This is a genomic window from Plantactinospora sp. A48, assembly GCF_055793945.1.
Window position 1 is genome coordinate 1 of record NZ_JBTIXF010000086.1, and the last position, 21,123, is coordinate 21,123.

General features: G+C 71.3%; 16 protein-coding genes. 5 read left to right on the forward strand and 11 right to left on the reverse strand.

The window, feature by feature from the left end; genetic code table 11:
* On the reverse strand, positions 1-259 hold a 259-nt coding region (locus ACXN5W_RS28030; protein ID WP_473161385.1), incomplete at its 3' end, for a hypothetical protein.
* Between the two features lie 50 nt (positions 260-309).
* Here ACXN5W_RS28030 and ACXN5W_RS28035 point away from each other — a divergent pair.
* Entirely contained in the window at positions 310-915 is a 606-nt protein-coding gene (locus ACXN5W_RS28035) for a cadmium resistance transporter (RefSeq protein ID WP_473161386.1), read from the forward strand.
* A 444-nt stretch (positions 916-1,359) separates the two neighbouring features.
* Here the strand turns inward: ACXN5W_RS28035 and ACXN5W_RS28040 are convergent, their stop codons facing one another.
* Complete coding sequence (locus ACXN5W_RS28040; RefSeq protein WP_473161387.1) at positions 1,360-4,053, reverse strand: RICIN domain-containing protein; 2,694 nt, start codon at positions 4,051-4,053, stop codon at positions 1,360-1,362.
* A 610-nt stretch (positions 4,054-4,663) separates the two neighbouring features.
* Here ACXN5W_RS28040 and ACXN5W_RS28045 point away from each other — a divergent pair.
* Entirely contained in the window at positions 4,664-5,746 is a 1,083-nt protein-coding gene (locus ACXN5W_RS28045) for a LacI family DNA-binding transcriptional regulator (RefSeq protein WP_473161388.1), read from the forward strand.
* A gap of 278 nt (positions 5,747-6,024) precedes the next feature.
* Here ACXN5W_RS28045 and metH read toward each other — a convergent pair whose 3' ends face one another.
* On the reverse strand, positions 6,025-9,528 hold the full coding sequence (metH, locus tag ACXN5W_RS28050; protein ID WP_473161398.1) for a methionine synthase: 3,504 nt from the start codon (positions 9,526-9,528) through the stop codon (positions 6,025-6,027).
* A 282-nt stretch (positions 9,529-9,810) separates the two neighbouring features.
* On the opposite strand from metH, the gene ACXN5W_RS28055 reads away from it, so the two are divergent.
* Complete coding sequence (locus tag ACXN5W_RS28055) at positions 9,811-10,680, forward strand: PAC2 family protein (protein WP_473161389.1); 870 nt, start codon at positions 9,811-9,813, stop codon at positions 10,678-10,680.
* 74 nt (positions 10,681-10,754) lie between these two features.
* On the opposite strand, the gene ACXN5W_RS28060 is transcribed toward ACXN5W_RS28055, so the two are convergent.
* On the reverse strand, positions 10,755-11,783 hold the full coding sequence (locus ACXN5W_RS28060; RefSeq protein WP_473161390.1) for an aldo/keto reductase family protein: 1,029 nt from the start codon (positions 11,781-11,783) through the stop codon (positions 10,755-10,757).
* Between the two features lie 226 nt (positions 11,784-12,009).
* On the opposite strand from ACXN5W_RS28060, the gene ACXN5W_RS28065 reads away from it, so the two are divergent.
* Positions 12,010-12,801, forward strand: coding sequence for a GntR family transcriptional regulator (locus tag ACXN5W_RS28065; protein WP_473161391.1), 792 nt, complete (start codon positions 12,010-12,012; stop codon positions 12,799-12,801).
* A 39-nt stretch (positions 12,802-12,840) separates the two neighbouring features.
* Here ACXN5W_RS28065 and ACXN5W_RS28070 read toward each other — a convergent pair whose 3' ends face one another.
* The 7 genes from ACXN5W_RS28070 to ACXN5W_RS28100 form a co-directional block, all read right to left on the reverse strand.
* Positions 12,841-13,644: a cellulose binding domain-containing protein gene (locus tag ACXN5W_RS28070; RefSeq protein WP_473161392.1), complete on the reverse strand. Its 804-nt coding sequence runs from the start codon at positions 13,642-13,644 to the stop codon at positions 12,841-12,843.
* A gap of 494 nt (positions 13,645-14,138) precedes the next feature.
* A complete protein-coding gene (gene mshC / locus ACXN5W_RS28075) occupies positions 14,139-15,377 on the reverse strand; it encodes a cysteine--1-D-myo-inosityl 2-amino-2-deoxy-alpha-D-glucopyranoside ligase (RefSeq protein WP_473161393.1) in 1,239 nt (412 codons plus the stop codon).
* Between the two features lie 117 nt (positions 15,378-15,494).
* A complete protein-coding gene (locus tag ACXN5W_RS28080) occupies positions 15,495-16,313 on the reverse strand; it encodes an SCO1664 family protein (protein ID WP_473161394.1) in 819 nt (272 codons plus the stop codon).
* Positions 16,310-16,930, reverse strand: a complete 621-nt coding sequence (locus ACXN5W_RS28085) for a DUF3090 domain-containing protein (RefSeq protein ID WP_473161395.1) — start codon at positions 16,928-16,930, stop codon at positions 16,310-16,312. Before ACXN5W_RS28085 ends, ACXN5W_RS28080 begins: the two co-directional genes overlap by 4 nt.
* Positions 16,931-16,997: 67 nt before the next feature.
* On the reverse strand, positions 16,998-17,723 hold the full coding sequence (locus tag ACXN5W_RS28090; protein ID WP_473161399.1) for a histidine phosphatase family protein: 726 nt from the start codon (positions 17,721-17,723) through the stop codon (positions 16,998-17,000).
* Between the two features lie 147 nt (positions 17,724-17,870).
* Entirely contained in the window at positions 17,871-18,698 is an 828-nt protein-coding gene (locus ACXN5W_RS28095; RefSeq protein ID WP_473161400.1) for an undecaprenyl-diphosphate phosphatase, read from the reverse strand.
* Between the two features lie 29 nt (positions 18,699-18,727).
* Positions 18,728-19,780, reverse strand: coding sequence for an LLM class F420-dependent oxidoreductase (locus ACXN5W_RS28100; protein WP_473161396.1), 1,053 nt, complete (start codon positions 19,778-19,780; stop codon positions 18,728-18,730).
* A 256-nt stretch (positions 19,781-20,036) separates the two neighbouring features.
* Here ACXN5W_RS28100 and ACXN5W_RS28105 point away from each other — a divergent pair, with 256 nt between their 5' ends.
* Positions 20,037-21,008 carry an aldo/keto reductase gene (locus tag ACXN5W_RS28105; protein WP_473161397.1) on the forward strand — a complete coding sequence of 324 codons (972 nt, stop codon included), beginning with the start codon at positions 20,037-20,039 and terminating at the stop codon, positions 21,006-21,008.
* Positions 21,009-21,123: the final 115 nt, after the last annotated feature.

Here is a 21,123-nt window from a genome sequence, read left to right on the forward strand (position 1 = left end):
CTTGTCCCCCCCCGCCTTTCCGTAGACGGTCCACCTCGACTCCTCCCGGCCCACCCGGGCCGGCCCGGGCCGGCCCGGCCGCTGCCGCGCCCGGGCGTTCGCAGAGATCTTGGAATCCTGCTGCCGCCATCGGGGTATCGGGATTCCAAGATCTCGCCACCGCCACCGCCACCGCCACCGCCACCACCACCACCACCACCACCGCCACCACCGCCCTCGCCACCGCCACCGCCACCGCCACCGCCACCGCCACCGCCACCGCCACCACCGCCGGGCCGGGGGATGGGGCGTCCGTAGACTGCCGGACCCGTGGGGGATCTCCTCGGCACCGTCGCGACCGCCGCCGGCGTGTTCGGCGGCACCAACGTCGACGACATCATCGTGCTGACGGTGCTGTTCCTGACCGGACGGGCAACCGGCCGCCCCCGGCCGTGGCAGGTGTGGACCGGCCAGTACGCCGGGATCGTCGTGCTGGTCACGGTGTCCGTGGTGGCCGCGCTGGGCATGACGATCGTCCCGGATCGCTGGGTGGGGCTACTCGGCCTCGTCCCGTTCGCGCTGGGCGTGCGGGGACTCGTCGCGGCCATCCGGGCCCGTGGCGACGAGGAACAGCCGCTCCCACCCGTCGCGACCGGCGTGCTGTCGGTGGCCGGGGTCACCATCGCCAACGGCGCGGACAACATCTCCGTCTACACGCCGACGTTCCGTACCCTGGGGGTGTCCGGCACCCTCGTCACCGTGGCGGTCTTCGCGGCGCTGGTCGCGGTGTGGTGCGCGGCCGGGTCCTGGCTGGGCTCGCACCGTGCCGTCATCGATGCCGTACGGCGGTTCGGACACTGGATCGTCCCGGCGGTGTTCATGCTGATCGGCGCCGTGATCATCGTCGAGTCAGGCGTCCTCGGCCGGCTCTCCTGAACACCGACCGCGAGATCCGCTGAGCACCGGCCCTGAGATCCGGTCAACACCGGCCGTGAGAGCTGGGAATTTCAGGCTCTCAAGCGCGGACGGCCTGCGCGGCCGGGACCGCCGACCGGTCCGGCCGGCGGTCTGCTCACGCGCCCCTGATTGACCGGCCGCTGCGACGAGCGGACCAGGTCAACCGCGTCACGCCGGAACTCTTCGGTGTACTTCGATAGACGCCCCAACTGGACTTCCCTTCCTCTGGACCAACATCCAGTCGCAGGGTGTCCACATCTCGAGGGGAAAGCCCACTGGTTCGCGTCTGTCCGGATCGGTAGCTCGTGTCCCACCGTGCTTGGATGGCGGCCGACTCGGGCGCACAAACCGTGCTCCCGAGTCGGCCCGACAATCAGCAGCCCGTTACCGTCGGTCGGGCTTGCCATCCACCTCTGTTCTCTGTCAGGCGGGTACGAACTGCCACTGCTGGTTGTTCCCGCCGTTGGCGGTCCACTGCACGACCTGCGCCCCGTCGCTGGTCGAGGCGCCGGAGACGTCGGCTACCAGTCCGCTGTTGTGGGCGACGATGGTGTAGTAGCCGGTGCCGGTGGGTCGCAGGTACCACTGCTGGTTGGCGCCGCCGTTGGCTGTCCACTGCTGCAGTTGCAGGCCCTGCGTGCTGCTGCCGGCGTTGACGTCGAGCGCCTTTCCACTCGCGACGTACCGGAGGGTGTAGGAGCCGTCAGAGGTCGTGGCGACGGTCCACGTGGGGCTGCCGCTCTGCTGGACCGCCTTGGCGCCGTCGGCGGTGGAGTTGCCGACGATGGCCAGGGGCTTGCCGCTGTTGCGGTTGACGATGCGGTAGGTGCCCGGTGCGGGCCCGGTTCCGCCGCTTCCGCCGAGGTTGAAGTACTGCACCGCGTCGGAGAAGACGGGGTTGCCGGACTTCGTGGTCGACAGTTGCAGGTACACGCGGTTGCCGGTGGCCGGGGTGGTGAAGGACACCGGCTGGGTGATCCGTGAGCCGAGTGGGACGGTCAGGGTCGTGTTTCCGGAGGCGATGACCGCGCCGTTCGGCGCGTCGAGCCGCGCCGTCCAGGTGAAGCCCACCGAGGTGTCGGCGAAGTCGTCGTTGAAGACGGTGATGTTGCGGGTGACCGTGGCGTTGCGGGCGTAGGTGGGTACGGCCTGCGGCAGCGGGAAGGTGCCGTTGGAGTCCGAGTTGCCGGACGCCGACCAGTACGGGAGGTCGACCGCGGCCACCGGGTTGAACGCCGCCTGCACGCGCTGGATCTGCGGGTTGCTCCACGGGTCCGGGAGGTTGTCCGCGCCGTAGATCGGGTGACCGCCCTCCTCCGGGGTGAAGTCGGTGGACCGCACGCCGGGCACGACGCTGGCCCAGGCGGACAGCAGCGTGTACGGGCGCACGTCGGTGATGCCCTTGCCCCGCTTGGCCAGGGTTGCCGTGGCGAACCACTCGAAGCCCTGCTTGTTGTTGCATGCCGGCCAGATGAACTCGCCCTCGCTGTCGGGCCGCCCGTTCACGCTGACCAGGCCCTCCCCGTACCGGCCGAAGCCGTCGACGTAGTGCGGGATCACGTTGAAGTTGGCGTACGTCATCGACGGATAGATGCTGACATTGTTGCCGACGCCCACCTCGACACTGACCGGCCGGGTGCCGTCGGCGCCGTTCATCGCCGCGTACAGCTCCTTCTCGAACTGCTCGGAATCCTGGCCGCTCTGGTTCGGCTCGTTGTTCTGACTCCAGCGGATGATCGCGGGGTGGTTGCGGTCGCGTAGGACCAGCGCACGGGCGTGGTTGACCATGTTGTCGTGCCCGACGGAGTCCTTCCACTCCTGCGAGGATTGGGAGCCGCGAATCGCGACCTCGTCGATGACCATCAGGCCCATCTCGTCGGCGACGTCCAACATGTACGGGCTTCCGGGCTCCTGGTGGATGCGTATCACGTTGTAGTTGAGCCGCTGGTAGTTGTCCACCGCCTGCGGCCAGCCGCCGTTGCCGGACGACGGGGGCAGGAAGCCGGGCAGGGTGTCGTACGCGTCGCCCTTGCCGCCGTTGTTGATCCGGTCGTAGTCGGCACCCTGCAGGTTGTCGCCGCGGAAGTTCACGCGCACGCCGTTGAGGTAGTAGTAGTCACCGTTCTGGGTGGCCTCCCGGAACCCGAACCGGTACGTGGCGTCGCTGGTGTGCCCATCGTCGGTGACGGCATGCACCGCCAGCCCGTGCAGCTGGGCGCGGTACCCCTGCCGGTAGGGCACGTTGGGCCACCAGTACGAGGTGCTGTCGAGGTTCCACGCGACCGGTCCGACGGTCACGGTCGCGGTCGAGTGGGCCGCCACGGTGACCGTACGGCTGGGCAGGTCCGGGTAGCTGAAAGCCGATCCGCTGGCGGACGACAACGACCCGGTCAACGTCACCGACCGGGAACTGCCCGACGTGTTACGCACCGTCACGTCGTAGCTCAACGTCTTGTTCGCCACCGACGGACGCACGAAGGTGTCGCTGACGTACACCGCCGGGTACACCCGCAGGAACGCCGACCGGAAGATCCCCTGGGGAACCGCCTCGGACCACGTGGCGGCGTCCGGCACCAGGTACCGGCCGTTGGATGCCTTCAACGCGCCGCGGCCCTTCACGTTCACCGTGATCGTGTGGGTGGTGCCGGGCGCCGCGTATGCGCTGATGTCGAAGTTCGACGGGGTGAACCCCGTGGTCTGCGTCGCTACCACCTGGCCGTCGACCGACAGCGTCGCCTGGTGATTGACCGCCCCGAACTCGATCCAGGTCGCCTGCGGCTGCCCCGAGTCCGGCACGGTGATGCTGCGCGAGTACACCGCCTGGTTCACGTCGGTGAAGCCCTGCTTGTACCAACCGCCACCCGGCACGGTGATCGAGGTCGCCCCTCGACCCGCCGGCGTGAAACTCCACGTTCCGGCCAGGTCGACCGAGGCGATCGCGCCGTTACCGGCCGCCACACCGTCAGCACCGGCGGCCGCCGCGGCCCTCATCGGGGCGGGCGCGGCCAGGGCCGACCCGTGGATCGCCAGGGCCACGCCCCCGGCGGCCACGGCTGCGGCCAGTCCTCCAGCCGCGGCCGGCAACCAGCCGCGCCGGCGGGCGTTCGAACGATGCATGCCAACCTCCTGTGACTCATCCGCCAGCTCCGCAACACCGGGTCAGGGCACAGCCTCGAGGCCGATACTCGAACCGTTTCGACATATCTGCCGGGCGTCGCCAGCCACCCGGAAGGGTGGTTACCGATCGGATCCATAGGTATGAATTAAACGGGCGTATCGCGCGTGAAGTCAAGGTTTCAGGACGGTTACTTCCTGCTCATGACGCCTTGCAGGCCGAGTTGTCGCGCAGATGAGTACGACTCTTTCGCCGCGTTGGGCATTGCGCTCAGGCAAGTCGCGTCGCCGGCTCACCGATGCGGGTGCCGGTCGGGAATCGAATCGATTCGCGTGCGCGGCACCCGACCGCGTGACACGTCGAAGGCGTGCGACGGCACTGCGATCCTCGACGGAGTCGGCGGGCGGCCCGGCCCGTTCGGTTCGAAGCTGGGAGTTAGGGTGTTAGCAAGGAACGTGCCTCGCGCGCGTCACGGGCAGGTTGGGGGCCCTTGGTCGCGAGCATCTGATCGCATAGACATGACTGCGCAATCATACAGGACGATGGCCGGCGTTGGGGGTTGCCATGACTCGACTCGCGAGGCCGGGTGGAAGCCCTCCGACGCCGCGCAGCGTGGACGTCGCGCGACTGGCCGGCGTCTCCCAGAAGACGGTGTCCAGGGTCCTCAACGACGAGCCTTATGTCTCGGCCAACGTGCGCCGTCGGGTCCTGGACGCCGCCGAGGAGCTCGGCTACCGGCGCAACCAGGCGGCCCGGGCGCTGGCCTCCGGGCGGACCCGGTCGATCGGCGTGGTGACGCTCGGCAGCGCCTTGTACGGTCCGGCGTCATGGCTCACAGGCATCGAGCGGGCGGTCCGAGAGGTGGGCTACACGCTGCGGGTGGCCGCCACGATCGAGGGCGACCCGGGCGGCATCGCGAGCGCCCTGGCGTCGCTGCTGGACCAGGGCGTGGACGGCGTCGTCATCTCCGAGCCGATCGACGAGGGCGTCGGCCTCATCAGCGTCGACGTGCCGGTCCTGGTCCTCGGCGCGCCGCCCAACTTCGCCGCGCCGCAGGTGGTGACCGCCAGGGTCGGCGCGCGCCGGCTCGCGCGGGCCGCGACCGAGCACCTGCTGGAGTTGGGACACGCGACCGTCCATCACCTGGCCGGCCCGCAGCGGTGGTATTCGGCCCGGGACCGCCTCGCCGGCTGGCGCGAGGCACTGCGAGCCCACGACGCGGACGAGCCGCCGGTCCTCGAGGGCGACTGGTCGGCCGCGTCCGGCTACACGGCGGGCCGGGAACTGGCCGGCGACGGCACCGTGACCGCCGTGTTCGCCGCGAACGACGACATGGCGATCGGTCTCATCCGCGCGCAGCTCGAGGCCGGGTGCCGGGTGCCCGAGGACATCAGCGTCGTCGGGTTCGACGACATCCCGGTCGCCGCCTACGTCACTCCCCCACTCACCACCCTGCGGCAGCCGTTCGACGAGGTCACGCGGCAGGGCCTCGCGCGGCTGATACACGTCATCGAGAAGCCGGACGTCGAGCTTGCACCGGCGGCCGACCAACCGGTCGAGCTAGTCGTCCGCGCATCGACGGCGCCACCGCCGCCCCGGCCGAGCCCGGGACGTGGCCGCCGAGCGATCCCCCGGACCCACGGTGGCCCGCACGGTCAGCCCGCCGGCGGCGAAGCCCCGTCCGTCCAGCCCTGAGCGGCGTCGGTCTGTCCACCTACGGCGGCACGTCACCCCAGGCCCGCACCGGCCGTCGCTGACGAGCGGCGGTAGCACCCCCCGCGCGGACGCGCCGCTCTCGACACCCAGCACGCCGTTGCCCGGTGCCGGCGAAGCCCAGGTCTTCTTCCGGATCGCGCGGCTGCTGGCCCCGGACTGGTGCCAGCTCTACGAACGGCTCAGGACCGCCCTCGACCTGACGACGGCCCAGCGTGGTGCTGGAACCGTGGTCGCGCAGCTCAGGAGGGGTGACGGCGTCACTTGGCGTTGAAGTAGTTGGCCTCCGGGTGGTGGACCACGATGGCGTCGGTGGCCTGCTCGGGCATCAACTGGAACTCCTCGGACAGCTGCACCCCGATCCGGTCGGCGCCCAGCAGGTCCATGATCTTCGCCCGTTCCTCCAGGTCGGGGCAGGCCGGATAGCCGAACGCGAATCGGCAGCCCCGGTAGTCGGTGCGCAGCAGGCCCGCCAGGTCGGCCGGGTCCTCGGCGGCGACGGTCCGGCCACCCGACAGGGTCAGTTCGGTACGGATCCGTCGGTGCCAGTACTCGGCCAGGGCCTCGGTGAGCTGCACCGACAGGCCGTGGACCTCCAGGTAGTCGCGGTACTCGTTGCCGGCGAACAGCTTGGCCGTGTACTCGCTGATCGGCTGGCCGACGGTGACCAGTTGCAGCGCCACCACGTCGAGCTGCTCGCCACGCGGCCGGAAGAAGTCCGCCAGGCACAGCCGGCGCTCCTGCCGCTGCCGGGGGAAGGTGAACCGGGCCCGCTCGGCGTGCCCGTTCTCGTCCAGCACCACCAGGTCGTTGCCCTCGGAGTACGCCGGGAAGTAGCCGTACACCACGGCCGCCTCCAGCACCTTGTCGGCGGTCAACCGGTCCAGCCAGTACCGCAGCCGCGGCCGGCCCTGGGTCTCCACCAGCTCCTCGTACGTCGGTCCCTGGCCGCCCCGGGAGCCGCGCAGCCCCCACTGGCCGAGGAAGGTGGCCCGCTCGTCCAGCAGCGCCGCGTAGTCGGCCAGCGGGATTCCCTTGACGATGCGGGTGCCGAGGAACGGCGGCGTCGGCACCTCGACGTCGGTGGCGACGTCGGAGCGTACCGAGGTGTCGTCGAGGTCCGGCAGCGACTCGGTGACGACGGCCCGCTGCCGCTCCCGGCGGGCCCGCCGGGCCGCCAGGGCCGCCTCGCGTTCCGGGTCGACCACGGGCGCACCGCCGCGTTTGGCGGTCATCACCCGGTCCATCAGGGACAGCCCCTCGAAGGCGTCCCGGGCGTAGTGGACCTGGCCGGGGAACATCGCCCGCAGGTCGTCCTCGACGTACGCCCGGGTCAGCGCGGCCCCGCCCAGCAGCACGGGCCAGCGCTCGGCCACGCCCCGCTCGGCCATCTCGGCGAGGTTCTCCTTCATGATCACGGTGCTCTTGACCAGCAGGCCGGACATGCCGATGGCGTCCGCCCGGTGCTGCTCGGCGGCCTCCAGGATCGCCGTGATCGGCTGCTTGATGCCGATGTTCACTACCTCGTACCCGTTGTTCGACAGGATGATGTCGACCAGGTTCTTGCCGATGTCGTGCACGTCGCCGCGCACCGTGGCCAGCACGATCCGGCCCTTGCCACCGTCCTCGGCCTTCTCCATGTGCGGTTCCAGGTAGGCGACCGCGGTCTTCATCACCTCGGCGGACTGGAGCACGAACGGCAGCTGCATCTGGCCGGAGCCGAACAGCTCGCCAACCACCTTCATGCCGTCCAGCAGCAGGTCGTTGATGATGGACAGCGCGCTGCGGCCCTCGGCCAGCGCGGTGTCCAGGTCGGCCTCCAAGCCGGTCCGCTCGCCGTCGATGATCCGCCGCTTGAGCCGCTCGTCCAGCGGCAGCGCCGCCAGCTCCTCGGCCCGGGTGGCGCGAGCCGAGGCGGCGTCCACGCCCTCGAACGCCTCGATGAACGCCTGCACCGGGTCGTACCCCTCGCGGCGCCGGTCATAGATCAGGTCGAGCGCGACCTCCCGCCGCTCCTCGGGGATCCGGGACATCGGCAGGATCTTGCTGGCGTGGACGATGGCGCTGGTCAGCCCCGCCTGCTGGCACTCGTGCAGGAACACCGAGTTGAGCACCTGCCGGGCCGCCGGGTTGAGCCCGAAGGACACGTTGGAGATGCCGAGGGTGAAGTTGACCCCGGGATAACGCCGGGCGATCTCCCGGATCGCCTCGATCGTCTCGATCCCGTCCCGCCGGGTTTCCTCCTGACCGGTGGCGATCGGGAAGGTCAGCGCGTCGATCAGGATGTCGGAGCGGTCCATCCCCCACCGGCCGGTCAGGTCGTCGATCAGCCGGGCGGCGACCCGTACCTTCCAGTCCCTGGTGCGGGCCTGGCCCTCCTCGTCGATCAGCAGCGCCACCACGGCGGCGCCGTGCTCCTTGATCAGCGGCATCACCCGGGCGTACCGGGACCCCGGACCGTCGCCGTCCTCGAAGTTCACCGAGTTGACCACGCACCGGCCGCCCAGCATCTCCAGGCCGGCCTCGATCACCGCCGGCTCGGTGGAGTCCAACACGATCGGCAGGGTGGACGCGGTGGCGAACCGGCCGGCCAGCTCGCGCATGTCCTGCGTGCCGTCCCGGCCCACGTAGTCGACGCACAGGTCCAGCAGGTGCGAGCCGTCCCGGGCCTGCGCGCGGGCGATCTCGACGCACGCCTGCCAGTCGCCGGCCAGCATCGCCTCGCGGAACGCCTTCGAGCCGTTGGCGTTGGTCCGCTCCCCCACCATCAGCACCGAGGCGTCCTGGGCGAACGGCACCGCGTGGTAGAGCGACGACACGCCCGGCTCGTGCCGCGGCTCGCGGGTCACCGGCGCCCGCCCGCCGAGGCGCTCGGCGAGCAGCCGGATGTGCTCGGGCGTGGTGCCGCAGCAGCCACCCACCAGTGACACGCCGTACTCGTCGACGAACCGCTCCAGCGCGTCGGCCAGCTCGACCGGGGTCAGCGGGAAGTACGCGCCGTCCGCGGTGAGCACCGGCAGTCCGGCGTTCGGCATCACCGACAGCGGCACCCGGGAGTGCTGGGCGAGATACCGCAGGTGCTCGCCCATCTCGGCCGGGCCGGTCGAGCAGTTCAGGCCGATCAGATCGACCCCCAGCGGCTCGATGGCGGCCAGTGCCGCGCCGATCTCCGAGCCCAGCAGCATGGTGCCGGTGGTCTCCACCGCCACGTGACAGATCAGCGGCACCGACCGGCCCAACTCGGCCATCGCCCGCTTGGCGCCGACCACCGCGGCCTTCACCTGGAGCAGGTCCTGACAGGTCTCCACGATCAGGGCGTCCGCGCCGCCGGTGATCAGCCCGGCCGCGTTCTCCAGGTACGCGTCGCGCAGCGGCTCGTACGGGCTGTGCCCGAGGGTCGGCAGCCGGGTGCCCGGACCGATCGAGCCGAGAACATACCGGGGCCGGTCGGGCGTGGCGAACTCGTCGGCCGCCTCGCGAGCCAGCCGGGCGCCCCGCTCGGACAGCTCCCGGATCCGCTCCGAGATGCCGTACTCGCCGAGGTTGGGCAGGTTGGCCCCGAAGGTGTTGGTCTCCACGCAGTCCGCGCCGGCTTCGAAGTACGCCCGGTGGATGTCCCGGACCACGTCGGGTCGGGTCACGTTGAGGATCTCGTTGCAGCCCTCCAGGCCGTCGAAGTCCTCCAGGCTCAGATTCGCCGCGTGCAACATCGTGCCCATCGCGCCGTCGGCGACGAGGATCCGACTGTTCAGAGCGGTAAGCAGAGAATCCGACACGGGTTCCAGGCTAGTCCGCCGGGTAAGGTCCGCTGGGCAGGCCACGGCGTGTTCCCAGATACTGTGACGTGCATCCCGTTGTCGGTTTTTGTGCTGGAACGTCCCGATCTGCCGTTGACCAAGGCCCGGCGCGGCCAGCGGGCCGCATTCCGTCGCGGCACGTAGGCTGGCGGATGTGAGGGAGATGAGGGACGCCACCACCAGGCACATCGACGGGTACGCCACTGCGGCGTGCGGACGGGCCGTCGCGGACCGCCGTGAGGTGACCCGATGACCGAGTTCGACGGCCTGCCCGTACTGCGCGAGCCGGTCGCCATCGCGGCCTTCGAGGGCTGGAACGACGCCGCCGACGCCTCCACCGCCGCGGTCGAACACCTGGAACAGGTCTGGCAGGCGCGCCGGATCACCGAGTTGGACCCGGAGGACTTCTACGACTTCCAGGTCAGCCGGCCGGTGATCACGATGGCCGACGGCGAGACCCGCCGGATCGAGTGGCCCACCACCCGGTTCATGGTCGCCAGTCCCGAGGGCACCGACCGGGACGTGGTGCTGATCCGCGGCATCGAACCCAGCATGCGCTGGCGGACGTTCTGCGAGCAGATCCTGGAGCTGTGCCACAGCCTGGAGATCAACCGGATCGTCCTGCTGGGCGCGCTGCTCGCCGACGTGCCGTACACCCGGCCGTTGCCGATCAGCGGCAGCGCCTCAGACCGCGACGCCGCCGAGCGCTACCACCTGACCCCCACCCGGTACGACGGGCCGACCGGCATCGTGGGCGTGCTGCACGACGCCTGCGCGCGGGCCGAGGTCGACGCGCTGTCGTTCTGGGTCCACGTGCCGCACTACGCCAACAACCCGCCCTGTCCCAAGGCCACCCAGGCGCTGCTGCACCGCGTCGAGGAGGTGCTCGACCTGCCGGTGCCGATGGCCGACCTCGCCGAGGAGGCCGCCGAGTGGGAGCAGCGGGTACGCGCCGCCGCCGAGCAGGACGCCGAACTGGGTGAGTACGTCCGCGAACTGGAGGAACGGGTCGGCGACGCCGGCATCCAGCCGTTGACCGGGGACGAGATCGCCCAGGAGTTCGAGAAGTACCTGCGCCGACGTGGCGGCTCGGCCGGCCCCACCGCCGGCTCCTGGTAGGGGAAAGGAAGGGCACCTTGTCATCGCTTTTCGTATAGCAAGGTGCCCTTGTCATCCCGGTCAGGTGCCTGCCGTCAGGCCGCCCACTCCGCCCACTCCGGCTTCACGGCCATCATCCGGGCGGTCTTGCCGGCGTCCGTGTCCACCAGGTCGCCCAGCGTCTCGTCGATCCGACGCAGCAGGCCGCCGTCCAGCCGGACGCCGGCGGCGCCCACGTTCTCGGTCACCTGCTCCGGCCGGGAGGCGCCGATCAACGCGGTGCTCACCGTCGGGCGGCTCAGCACCCAGGCAATGGCCAACTGCGCCATCGACAGCCCGGCCTCGTCGGCCAGCGGGCGGAGTTGGTGTACCCGCCGCAACAACGGCTCGCCGAGCACCCGCCGGATGAACATCGGGGCCCGGCCGTCGCCGTCCGCCCGGGAACCCTCCGGCGGCCGCCGCCCCGGCAGGTACTTGCCGGTCAGTACGCCCTGAGCGAGCGGCTGGAAGGCGACCTGGCCGATCCCCTCCCCCGCGCACAGCGGCAGCACCTCCGGTTCGATGACCCGCCACAACATGTTGTACTGCGGCTGGTTGGCCACGATCCGGTCGCGCAGTCCGAGTTCACGGGCGAGGGTGAGCGCCGACTGGATCTGCGGCGCCGTCCACTCGGACACGCCCAGGTAGCGCACCTTGCCCTGCCGGATCAGGTCGTCGAAGGCGATCAACGTCTCCGCCAGCGGCGTGTCACCGTCGTACCGGTGGGCCTGATACAGATCGACATGGTCGGTGCCGAGCCGGCGCAGCGAAGCGTGACAGGACTCCATGATGTGCTTCCGGGACAGCCCCCGGTCGTTGCGGCCCTCGCCGGTGGGCAGGCACACCTTGGTGGCGATCTCCACGGACTCGCGGCGTACCCCGCGCAGCGCCTCGCCCAGGACCTCCTCGGCGGCACCCCGGGCGTACACGTCGGCGGTGTCGAAGGTGGTGATCCCCGCGTCGAGCGCGGCGTGGACACAGGCCAGCGCCACCTCGCGGTGCACCGACTCGCCGTGGGTGAGCCAGTTGCCGTAGGTGATCTCACTGACCAGCAGCCCACTGCGGCCCAGATGACGATGTTCCATGTGGATCATCGTAGGGAACCGACGCCGGTCCGGGGTAACTCGCGCGAGCCATCGCCGTCCTTACTGGACGGGTCGGCCGTCAACTGGGGGCCCTTCCTCTACAAAAAGCGATAACAGGGGGCCCTTCCTTTCCCGAAGGGGGTGGCGGTGGGCACCCTGCGTAGGGCATCCTAGGAACCTAGCTATTGATGGAAGCCCAGTTACCGGTCCGCGGAGGTGCGTGCAGGTGCAGATCAACCCGGGGGCGGCGGAGTTCCCGCACCGCCAGATCGCCGCCCACATCAAGGCGCGGATCCGGCAGGGCGACTGGGCGGCGGGCGAGCGGCTACCGTCCATCCCGGCCATCGCCGAGATGTTCGGGGTCGCGAAGCAGACCGCGCAACGCGCCGTCGACCAGCTCCGGGTGGAGGGCGTGCTGATCACCAAGCCGGGCTCCGGGACGTACGTCCGGGGCACCCGGCGGCGACTCAACCGGCTCTCCCGCGGCCGGTACGGCGGCTTCCGCGGCTACCACGCCGACCTCGCGGCCCGGTACCGGCAGGAGTTGACCGAGGTCGGCCGGTCGGCCGCACCGCCCGAGGTGGCCGACGCGTTCGGGGTGCCCGACGGGACCGAGCTGATCGTCCGGCGCCACCTGGTACGCACCGAGGACTCTCCGGTGGAGATCGGCGCGTCCTGGTTCCGGGTCGCGGACGCCCAGGGCACCACGCTGGAACGGGCCGAGGCGTTCGGTCGGCCGCTCTACCAGGAGGCGGAGGAGGAGATCGGGCGACCGTACGCCTCCGCGACGGACACGATCAGCGCCCGGCAGCCCAGCCGGGAGGAGGCCGAACTCCTCCAGATCCGCCCCGACACACCGGTGCTGCACCTGCTGCACATCGCCTACGACGCCGGTCGGAAACCGATCGAGGTGGCCCAGGCGACCTGGCCGGGCCCGATGACCACGCTCACCGAGGAGTACCGGATCCCGGGTCCGTCCCCGGAGCCGGATCCCGACCCGGGGCTCGTCCTGGGTTGACGGGTCCGGGCCGCCGGCGGTTCTGCTACGTCGGCGCGGTCAGCCCGTGCAGGCCAGTCCGTTCAGGGTGTAGTTGAGCGGGTGCCCGTCGTTGGTCCGCCAGGTGCCCTGCATCCCGAAGGAGACGCCGCCGCCGGCGGGGATCACGGCGTTGCTACTGGTGTTCTTCGCGGTGACCGTCGCGCCGTTCTGGCTCACCACCGCGTTCCAGGAACCGAACACCCGCTGGTCGCCGGCGAACGTGAACACCAACGTCCAGCCGTTGATCGCGGTGGCACCGGTGTTGGACACCACCACGTTGGACACGAAGCCGCCACCCCATTCGCTCTGCAGGATGTAGAGCACGTTGCACGACTGGGTCGGGCCACCACCGCCCTTGATGATCAGGTCGGCGACCTTCTCGTCCAGCACTGCGCCACCGCTGGCGCTGATCCGACCGGTGAGGTGCAGCGAGGTCGCCTGACACTGGCTGTTGGCGAAGTACGTCAGTGACGCGCTGCCCTGCCCAGCGGCAGGCAGGTCGATCGGCTGGTCGAGGGGATCCATCGCGGGGCAGCCGGGCGGGATGGAGGTGCCGTTGCCCTGGAACCGGCCGTACCAGAACGAACTCACCCGTTGCGGCTGGTCGGTGCAGTTGTTCACCACCACGGTCGCGGTGGATCGGCCACCCGGGTCGATGCTCGTCGGGCTGAAGGTGAGGCTGCTGATCTCCGCGATTCCACCGCCCGTGCAGGCGGCCGACGTCGTGTTGGTGACGGCACCGGCCGGGCCGGTGATCACGCCCGAGCCCAGCACCGCCGCGGCGACCAGCACCGCTGCTCTTGTGATTGTCGATGCCCGCATCATTGGGTGTCTCCCCTTCCGGGATGGTCGACCAGGCCGTCACCGGGAAGGTCGGTCGCAAGTTGGAGTGAAGGCTGTCGATATGATGCGGGTATCGTCGTCGCTGGTCAAGCACGGCAGGCGCGGCGGCGGCTTCCTGCCACCGCGCCGGGCCGGTGGAACACCTCCGCTGGCCGCCCTCGGCCGCTGTCCGGCCGCACAGCCGGGCGTCGAACCGGTGGTGCCGGTACCGGTGGCCCTGGAGACCGAAGTCGGCCGGCTGACCGGCACCCAGGCTGCCGTTGTAGCTGACGTCGGTGAAGCGCACCGTGCCGGCGCTACCGCTCGCGGTGGCGCTCAGGTGTTGGTGCCGGCGGAGCCCGATGGCAGGGCCGGTAGGTGATGTTCTCGCCCACGCCGTTCGGCAGTGGAACACCCGCCGAGGCGCCGTAGACGTACACGCCGGGCACCCGGAGCCGTCCGGGAGGCAGTGACGTCCTGGCAGCCGACCGGACTCAGAGGCGGATGCCGAGCAGCGCGTCGACGGTCGCCGCGACCAGCGCCGGGGCGTCCCGGTCGGCACCCGTTCCGGATGCCGCCCCGGCGGCCCAGTCGTCCACCAGGGCCAGCGCGCCCGGCGTGTCCAGGTCGTCGGCGAGTCGCTCGCGTACCCCGGAAAGCAGCTCGGCCCCGGACGGCCCGGCGGGCGCCGCGACCGCCGAACGCCAGCGCGCCAGCCGGTCGGTCGCGGTGGCCAGCACCTCGTCCGTCCAGGGCCGGTCGGCGCGGTAGTGGCCGGCCAGCAGGCCGAGCCGGACCGCCATCGGATCGACCCGGTCGGCCCGCAGCCGGGACACGAAGACCAGGTTCCCGCGGGACTTGGACATCTTCTCGCCGTTCAGGCCGATCATGCCGGCGTGCGCGTAGTGCCGGGCGAACGGCACCGCGCCGGTCAGCCGCTCGGCGTGCGCGGCGGAGCACTCGTGGTGCGGGAACAGCAGGTCGTTCCCGCCGCCCTGGACGTCGATGCTGGGGCCCAGCAGGTTGACGGCGATGGTCGCGCACTCGATGTGCCAACCCGGGCGCCCCTGGCCGAGGTCGCCGCCGGGCCAGGACGGCTCGCCCTCCCGCGTACCGCGCCACAGCAGCGGGTCCAGCGGATCCCGCTTGCCGGCCCGGTCCGGGTCACCGCCCCGCTCGGCGAACAGCTCCAGCATCTCGGCCCGGGACAGGTTCGACTCGGTGCCCCACCCGGGGGCGGCGGCGATGTCGAAGTAGACGTCACCGGTACCGTCCTCCAACCGGTACGCGGCGCCGTCCTTCAACAGCAACTGGACCTTGTCGGCGATCTCGGGGATGGACTCGATCGCGCCCACGTAGTGCGTCGGCGGGATGATCCGCAACGCCTCCATGTCCTCCCGGAACAGCGCGGTCTCCCGCATGGCGAGCACCACCCAGTCCTCACCGTCGCGGGCCGCCCGCTCCAGCAGCGGGTCGTCGATGTCGGTGACGTTCTGCACGTACGTCACCGCAAGCCCGGCGTCCCGCCACACCCGCTGCACCAGATCGAAAGCGATCATGGTGGCGGCGTGGCCGAGGTGGGTGGCGTCGTACGGCGTGATGCCGCAGACGTAGAGCGTGGCCGCACCGACCGGCCGGGTCGGGTGTACGGCCCGCCGCGCCGAGTCGAACAACGCGAGCGGCCGGCCGGTCCCCGGCAACCGCGGCACCTCGTGTCCCGCCCAAGATTCCATGTGGCCAGCCTAGCGACCGTCGGGACCGGTCCCACGCCCCCGAGCCCGCTGTGATCCGGACGACAGGGACGACCCGGCCGGTAACCGAGCCGGGGCGCGCTCGGCCGGCGCGGTCGGTCAGATGGGCGGCCAGGGCACGGCCGGCCAGCCGGGTGACGGCAACGGGAACCGGTTGGCGCGCCGCAGTCGCCGGACCCGGGTGACGGTGGCGGCCACCTCGGCCCGGGTCAGGTGCTCGTCGAGCTGCTCGCCGAGCGGGCCGGCCAACTGCTCGGCCAACTGGTCCAGCGCCTCGACCACGTCCTCCGGAAAGGTGCGTCGGGCCCAGCCCCACAGCACGGTGCGGAGCTTGTCCTCGACGTGGAAGCTGACCCCGTGGTCCACCCCGTAGATCCGGTCGTCCGGGCCGATCAACACGTGCCCGCCCTTGCGGTCGGCATTGTTGATCACGGCGTCGAAGACCGCCAGCCGGGCCAACCGGGGATCGTCCGCGTGGGCCAGCGCGTACGGCTCACCGTCGTCGTCCTCGGCCGCCGCGATCCGGAACCACCGGGCCGGCAGGCTCCCCTCGGCCACGAAGCCCACCAACGGTTCCAGTTCGTCCGGCTCGTCGATCCAGAGCTGGCAGGCCCCCGGGCCGAACGGCCCGTCCCGGAGCACCGTGGGCGGCACCACGTCCCAGCCGATGGCCCGGGAGACGAGGTACGCGCTGACCTCCCGGCCCGCCAGCGTGCCGTCCGGAAAATCCCACAGCGGTCGCTCCCCGGCCACCGGCTTGTAGACGCACCGGGCGGTCAGGTCGCCGAGGGTGAGCACCCCTCGCAGGGTGGTGTTGGAGGCGTCCACGAGCCGGCCCTCCAGCTCGAACTCGCCCTCCCGCAACAGCCGCAGCGCGGCGTCCTCAGCCAGCACGGGTCGCAGATCCGGTGAGGTCACCGGTGGTAACCGTTGTGCCGGGGGCAGAGGTGTCCGGCCGGGTCGAGCGGCTGGCCGCAGAGCGGGCAGGGCGGCCGGCCGGCCGCGACCACCCGGCGGGCCCGGTCGATGAACTCCCGCGCCGCCTCGGGGGTCAGCCGGACCCGCAACCGGTCCAGGTCGTCGTCCGGCTCCTCGTCCTCCTCGTCGACGGCGTCCTCGCCGACGGCGTCATCCTCGGCATCGAGGTCGGCGCCCGCGGCGCCCAACTCGACCTCGGTCTCGGCCTCCGCCTCGCCGGCCGCGATCGCCTCGATCACCACGGTCGCGGTGTCGACATCGAAGGCCAGCCCGAGCGTGCCGACCCGGAACTCCTCGTCCACCGGGGTGTCCAACGGATCGTTGTCGGACACCGCGGCCGGCGGCTCCGGCAGGGTGACGCCGAACCGCCGGTTCGCCTCGCTCAGCAGTTCCTCGAGCTTCTCGGCCAGCAGCGACACCTGGACCTTCTCCAGGGCCACGCTGACCACGCGCCCGCCGCCACGAGCCTGCAGGAAAAACGTCCGCTCCCCCGGCGGACCCACGGTCCCGGCGACGAACCGCTCCGGCGGCTCGAAGGCATGCACCTGGTGGGTCATACCAAGAACCCTAGCCGGCCGCTCGCCGGGTCGCGCGACGCACCTCCGCGATTCGCCACAGGCCGCCTCACCGGACCGATCCGGCGTCCGCGCTGCCGGTGCCACCGCCCACCGGCGCGTCCGAGGTGACCGCCCGGGACCGGCGCCGGCGGGACCGCTTCGGCGGGACCAGATTGCCCAGCTCACCGCCGGTGTCGTTGAGTCGCAACACGAACGGACGGGTCGGGGTGTACCGGATGACGGTGATCGACGCCGGGTCGGCGACGATCCGCTGGAACAGGTCCAGGTGCATGCCGAGCGCGTCGGCCACGATGGCTTTGATCACGTCGCCGTGGCTGCACGCCAGCCAGAGCGCCTCCGGGCCGTGTTCGGCGGTCAGCCGGGTGTCCCAGGCCCGCACCGCGCCCACCGCGCGCTGGGCCATCGCGGCCATCGCCTCACCGCCGGGAAAGACCGCCGCGCTGGGATGCTGCTGTACGACGGGCCACAGTGGATCCTTCGCGAGCGTCTTCAGCGGCTGGCCCTCCCAGGCGCCGTAGCCACACTCGATCAGACCCTCCTCGACCGCCGGGACCGCGCCGGGCAGGGCCAGTTCCAGGGTCTGCCGGCACCGCACCAGCGGGCTGGTCACCACCGCCGCCAGCGGCAGGCCGGCGAGCCGGGCACCGACGGCGAGCGCCTGGGCCCGGCCGGTGTCGTCCAGCTCGACCGGCTGCCGGCCGGCCAGCCCGCCGGCGGCGTTCGCGGTGGTCCGGCCGTGCCGGAGAAGCAGTAGGGTCGCCACGATCACCAGCCTACGGATCCGGTGGGCCCGGCCGGCGGGGCACCTCCGGCGTGTCGGCCCGGGCGGGCACCTCCGGGGTGCCGCCATGGTCCTCCCGCCGGGGCGCCTCCGGCCTGCCGGCCGGGCCGGCCCCCAGGGGCCGTTGCCCGTCCCGGGTCAGGTGGCGGCGATCGTGCCGGTCATCAGCAGGGCCAGCACGAGGCTGCCCAGCGCCACCCGGTACAACACGAACAGGTACAGGGTGTGATGTGCGACATACCTCAGCAGCCAGGCGATCGAGGCGTACCCGAGCACGAAGGCGATCACGGTGGCGACCACCATCTGCGCCCCCGACGGGTGGTGCCCGCTGGCGTCGAAGACGTCCGGGATGCTGAAGACCCCGGAGATCAGCACGGCCGGAATGGCCAACAGGAACGAGTACCGGGCGGCCGCCTCGCGGGTGAGGCTGAGGAACAGCCCGGCGGTCAGCGTGCCACCGGACCGGGACACCCCGGGGATCAACGCCAGCGCCTGGGCGACGCCCATCACGACGCCGTCCCGGAGCCGGAAGTTGTTGATAGTCCGGGTCTGCCGGCCCCAGTACTCGGCGAAGGCCAGCACGAAGGCGAAGACGATCAGCACCGTGGCCACCAACCACAGGTTCCGGGCCGCCGTGCGGATGTCGTCCTTGAACAACAGCCCGAAGACGCCGATCGGGACGGTGCCGACGATGACGTACCAGCCCATCCGGTAGTCGAGGCTGGAGCGGACCGACCGGTCCCAGATCCCGACGATCCAGGTCCGGGTGATCCGCCAGATGTCCTTGGCGAAGTACACCAGCACGGCGGTCTCGGTGCCGAGCTGGGTCACCGCGGTGAACGAGGCGCCCGCGTCCTCGTCGAAGAAGATCGCCGAGGTGATCCGCAGATGCGCGGACGAGCTGATCGGCAGGAACTCGGTCAGGCCCTGCACGATGCCCAGGACGATGACCTCGATCCAGCCCATCGGAGTGGCCGCACCGACCGGCGTGGGGTTCACTCGGCCACCCCGGACAGCTCCAGCGCCTGGGCGCAGGTACGCAGGGTCTCGATGCCGCTCTCCCGGTCCGCCACGAAGAGCAGCACGGACAGGGTGGTCACCCCGGACTCCGCGTACGCCCGCATCCGGTCGGCGATCCGCTCCTTCGAGCCGAGCAGCGAAACCCGCTCGATGAACTCGGTCGGCACGGCCGCCGCGGCGTCCCGCTGCCGCTTGGCCAGGTACAGCTCCTGGACCTCCCGGGCGGCGTCGCCGTACCCCATCCGGGTGGCCAGCTGGTTGTAGAAGTTCTGCTCCCGGCTGCCCATGCCACCCACGTACAGCGCGGCGTACCAGCGGACCAGCTCGGCGCAGGACGCGACATCGTCGCCCACCACCACCGGCACGCTGGGCACCACGTCGAACCCGGCCAACTCGTGGCCGGCCCGCCGACGACCGGCGGCCACCGAGGCGAGCTGCTCGGCCGCGTACTCCGGGGCGTAGAAGACCCCCAGCCAGCCGTCGGCGATCTCCCCGGCCAGTTCGAGATTCTTCGGGCCGACCGCGGCCAGGTACGTCGGAATCCGGTCCCGGGGCGGGTGGAAGCCCAACCGCAGGGCCTTGCCCGGCCCGTCGGGCAGCGGCAGCGTGTAGTGGCTGCCGGCGTACTCGACCTGCTTGCGGGCCACCGCCAGCCTGACGATCTCCACGTACTCCCGGGTCCGGGCGAGCGGCTTGGCGAACCGGACCCCGTGCCAGCCCTCGGAAACCTGCGGACCGGACACCCCGAGGCCGAGCCGGAACCGGCCACCGGAGAGCGCGTCGATGGTGGCCGCGGTCATCGCGGTCATCGCCGGCGTGCGGCCGGGAATCTGCATGACCGCCGAGCCCAGGTCGATCCGCTCGGTCTGGCCGGCCAGCCAGGCGAGCATGCTGGGCGAATCCGAGCCGTACGCCTCCGCCGCCCAGACCACCGAGTAGCCGAGCCGGTCGGCCTCCTGGGCCAGCGCGAGATGATCGGCCGGCGTGGTCCACGCCGTCTGGTATCCGAGGCTTAGCCCGAGCCGCACTGTTCCTCCCCCATCCGCGAGGAGCACCAGGGTACGCAATGGCCGATCCGCCGCCGATCACCGGCTCGCCGTCGATCACCCGATCATGGCTCGCCGAGGCGTCGACGATCACCCGCTCGTCGGCCCGACATCGATCATCCACTCGGCGGCCCGTCATCGATCACCGGTCGGTCACCGACCGTCGGATCGGCGACGGAAGGCGGTTCGGCGGGAGCGAGGATATCCGCGGATGGCGAAGCAGAATACAGTTCGTGCCATGCAGCAGCGACCGCTCGGCCGAAGCGGGTTGGCGGTTTCCCGGCTCGCGCTCGGCACCATGACCTGGGGTCGGGACACCGATGCCGACGACGCGGCCGCCCAACTGAAAAGCTACCTCGACGCGGGCGGCAACCTGGTCGACACGGCCGACGTCTACGGCGACGGTGACGCCGAGGCGGTCATCGGGTCGCTGCTGGGCACCCTGGTCGACCGGGAAGACCTGCTGATCGCCACCAAGGCGGGGCTGCGGCCGGGCGCCGGGCGGCGCCGGGACAACTCCCGGGGCCACCTGCTACGCACCCTGGACGCCTCGCTGCGCCGGCTGGGCACCGATCACGTCGACCTGTTCCAGGTACACGGGTACGACCCGGACACGCCGCTGGAGGAGACCCTGGCGGCCCTGGACCACGCGGTGGCCAGCGGGCGCGTCCGGTACGTCGGCGTGTCGAACTTCTCCGGCTGGCAGACCGCCCGCGCGGCGGCCTGGCAGGCCGCGTTCCCCGGCCGGGCCCCCGTGGTGGCCACCCAGGTGGAGTACTCGCTGCTGGAGCGGGGCATCGAGCGGGAGGTGCTGCCGGCCTGCGCGGCGCTCGGGCTGGGCGTGCTGCCCTGGTCGCCGCTGGGCCGGGGCGTGCTGACCGGCAAGTACCGGCACGGGCGACCGGCCGATTCCCGGGCCGCCTCGCCGCACTACGACCGGTTCGTCGCCCGCTACCTGGAACCGCGCTGCTCCAGCATCGTCGAGGCGGTGGCCACCGCGGCCGGTGGGCTCGGCGTGTCGCCCCTGGAGGTGGCGCTCGCCTGGATCCGCGACCGGCCCGGGGTGGTGGCGCCGGTCCTCGGCGCGCGCACCGTGGGTCAGCTGCTCGGCGGGTTGCAGGTGGAACGGATCACCCTGCCCGAGGAGATCAGCCGGGCCCTGGACGACGTCTCCGCCATACCCGTGGGATATCCCGAGACCGACGGCTGAACAGCGCGGCGGACGGCCGTTGATGTGGTGGGGGTTTGGTCGGCCCCCACCCCCCCCTGAGGTCCGTGATTCCCCCCCCCATTGGGGGGGGGCCGGGACAACCCCACAGCATCCG

Excerpts from the sequence above, each read along its gene's own strand:
- ACXN5W_RS28085 (WP_473161395.1), bottom strand. The coding sequence starts at position 16,930 with ATGACCCACCAGGTGCATGCCTTCGAGCCGCCGGAGCGGTTCGTCGCC.
- ACXN5W_RS28060 (WP_473161390.1), bottom strand. The coding sequence starts at position 11,783 with ATGGAACATCGTCATCTGGGCCGCAGTGGGCTGCTGGTCAGTGAGATC.
- ACXN5W_RS28095 (WP_473161400.1), bottom strand. The coding sequence starts at position 18,698 with ATGGGCTGGATCGAGGTCATCGTCCTGGGCATCGTGCAGGGCCTGACC.
- ACXN5W_RS28055 (WP_473161389.1), top strand. The coding sequence starts at position 9,811 with ATGACCGAGTTCGACGGCCTGCCCGTACTGCGCGAGCCGGTCGCCATC.
- mshC (WP_473161393.1), bottom strand. The coding sequence starts at position 15,377 with ATGGAATCTTGGGCGGGACACGAGGTGCCGCGGTTGCCGGGGACCGGC.
- ACXN5W_RS28040 (WP_473161387.1), bottom strand. The coding sequence starts at position 4,053 with ATGCATCGTTCGAACGCCCGCCGGCGCGGCTGGTTGCCGGCCGCGGCT.
- ACXN5W_RS28105 (WP_473161397.1), top strand. The coding sequence starts at position 20,037 with ATGCAGCAGCGACCGCTCGGCCGAAGCGGGTTGGCGGTTTCCCGGCTC.
- ACXN5W_RS28070 (WP_473161392.1), bottom strand. The coding sequence starts at position 13,644 with ATGCGGGCATCGACAATCACAAGAGCAGCGGTGCTGGTCGCCGCGGCG.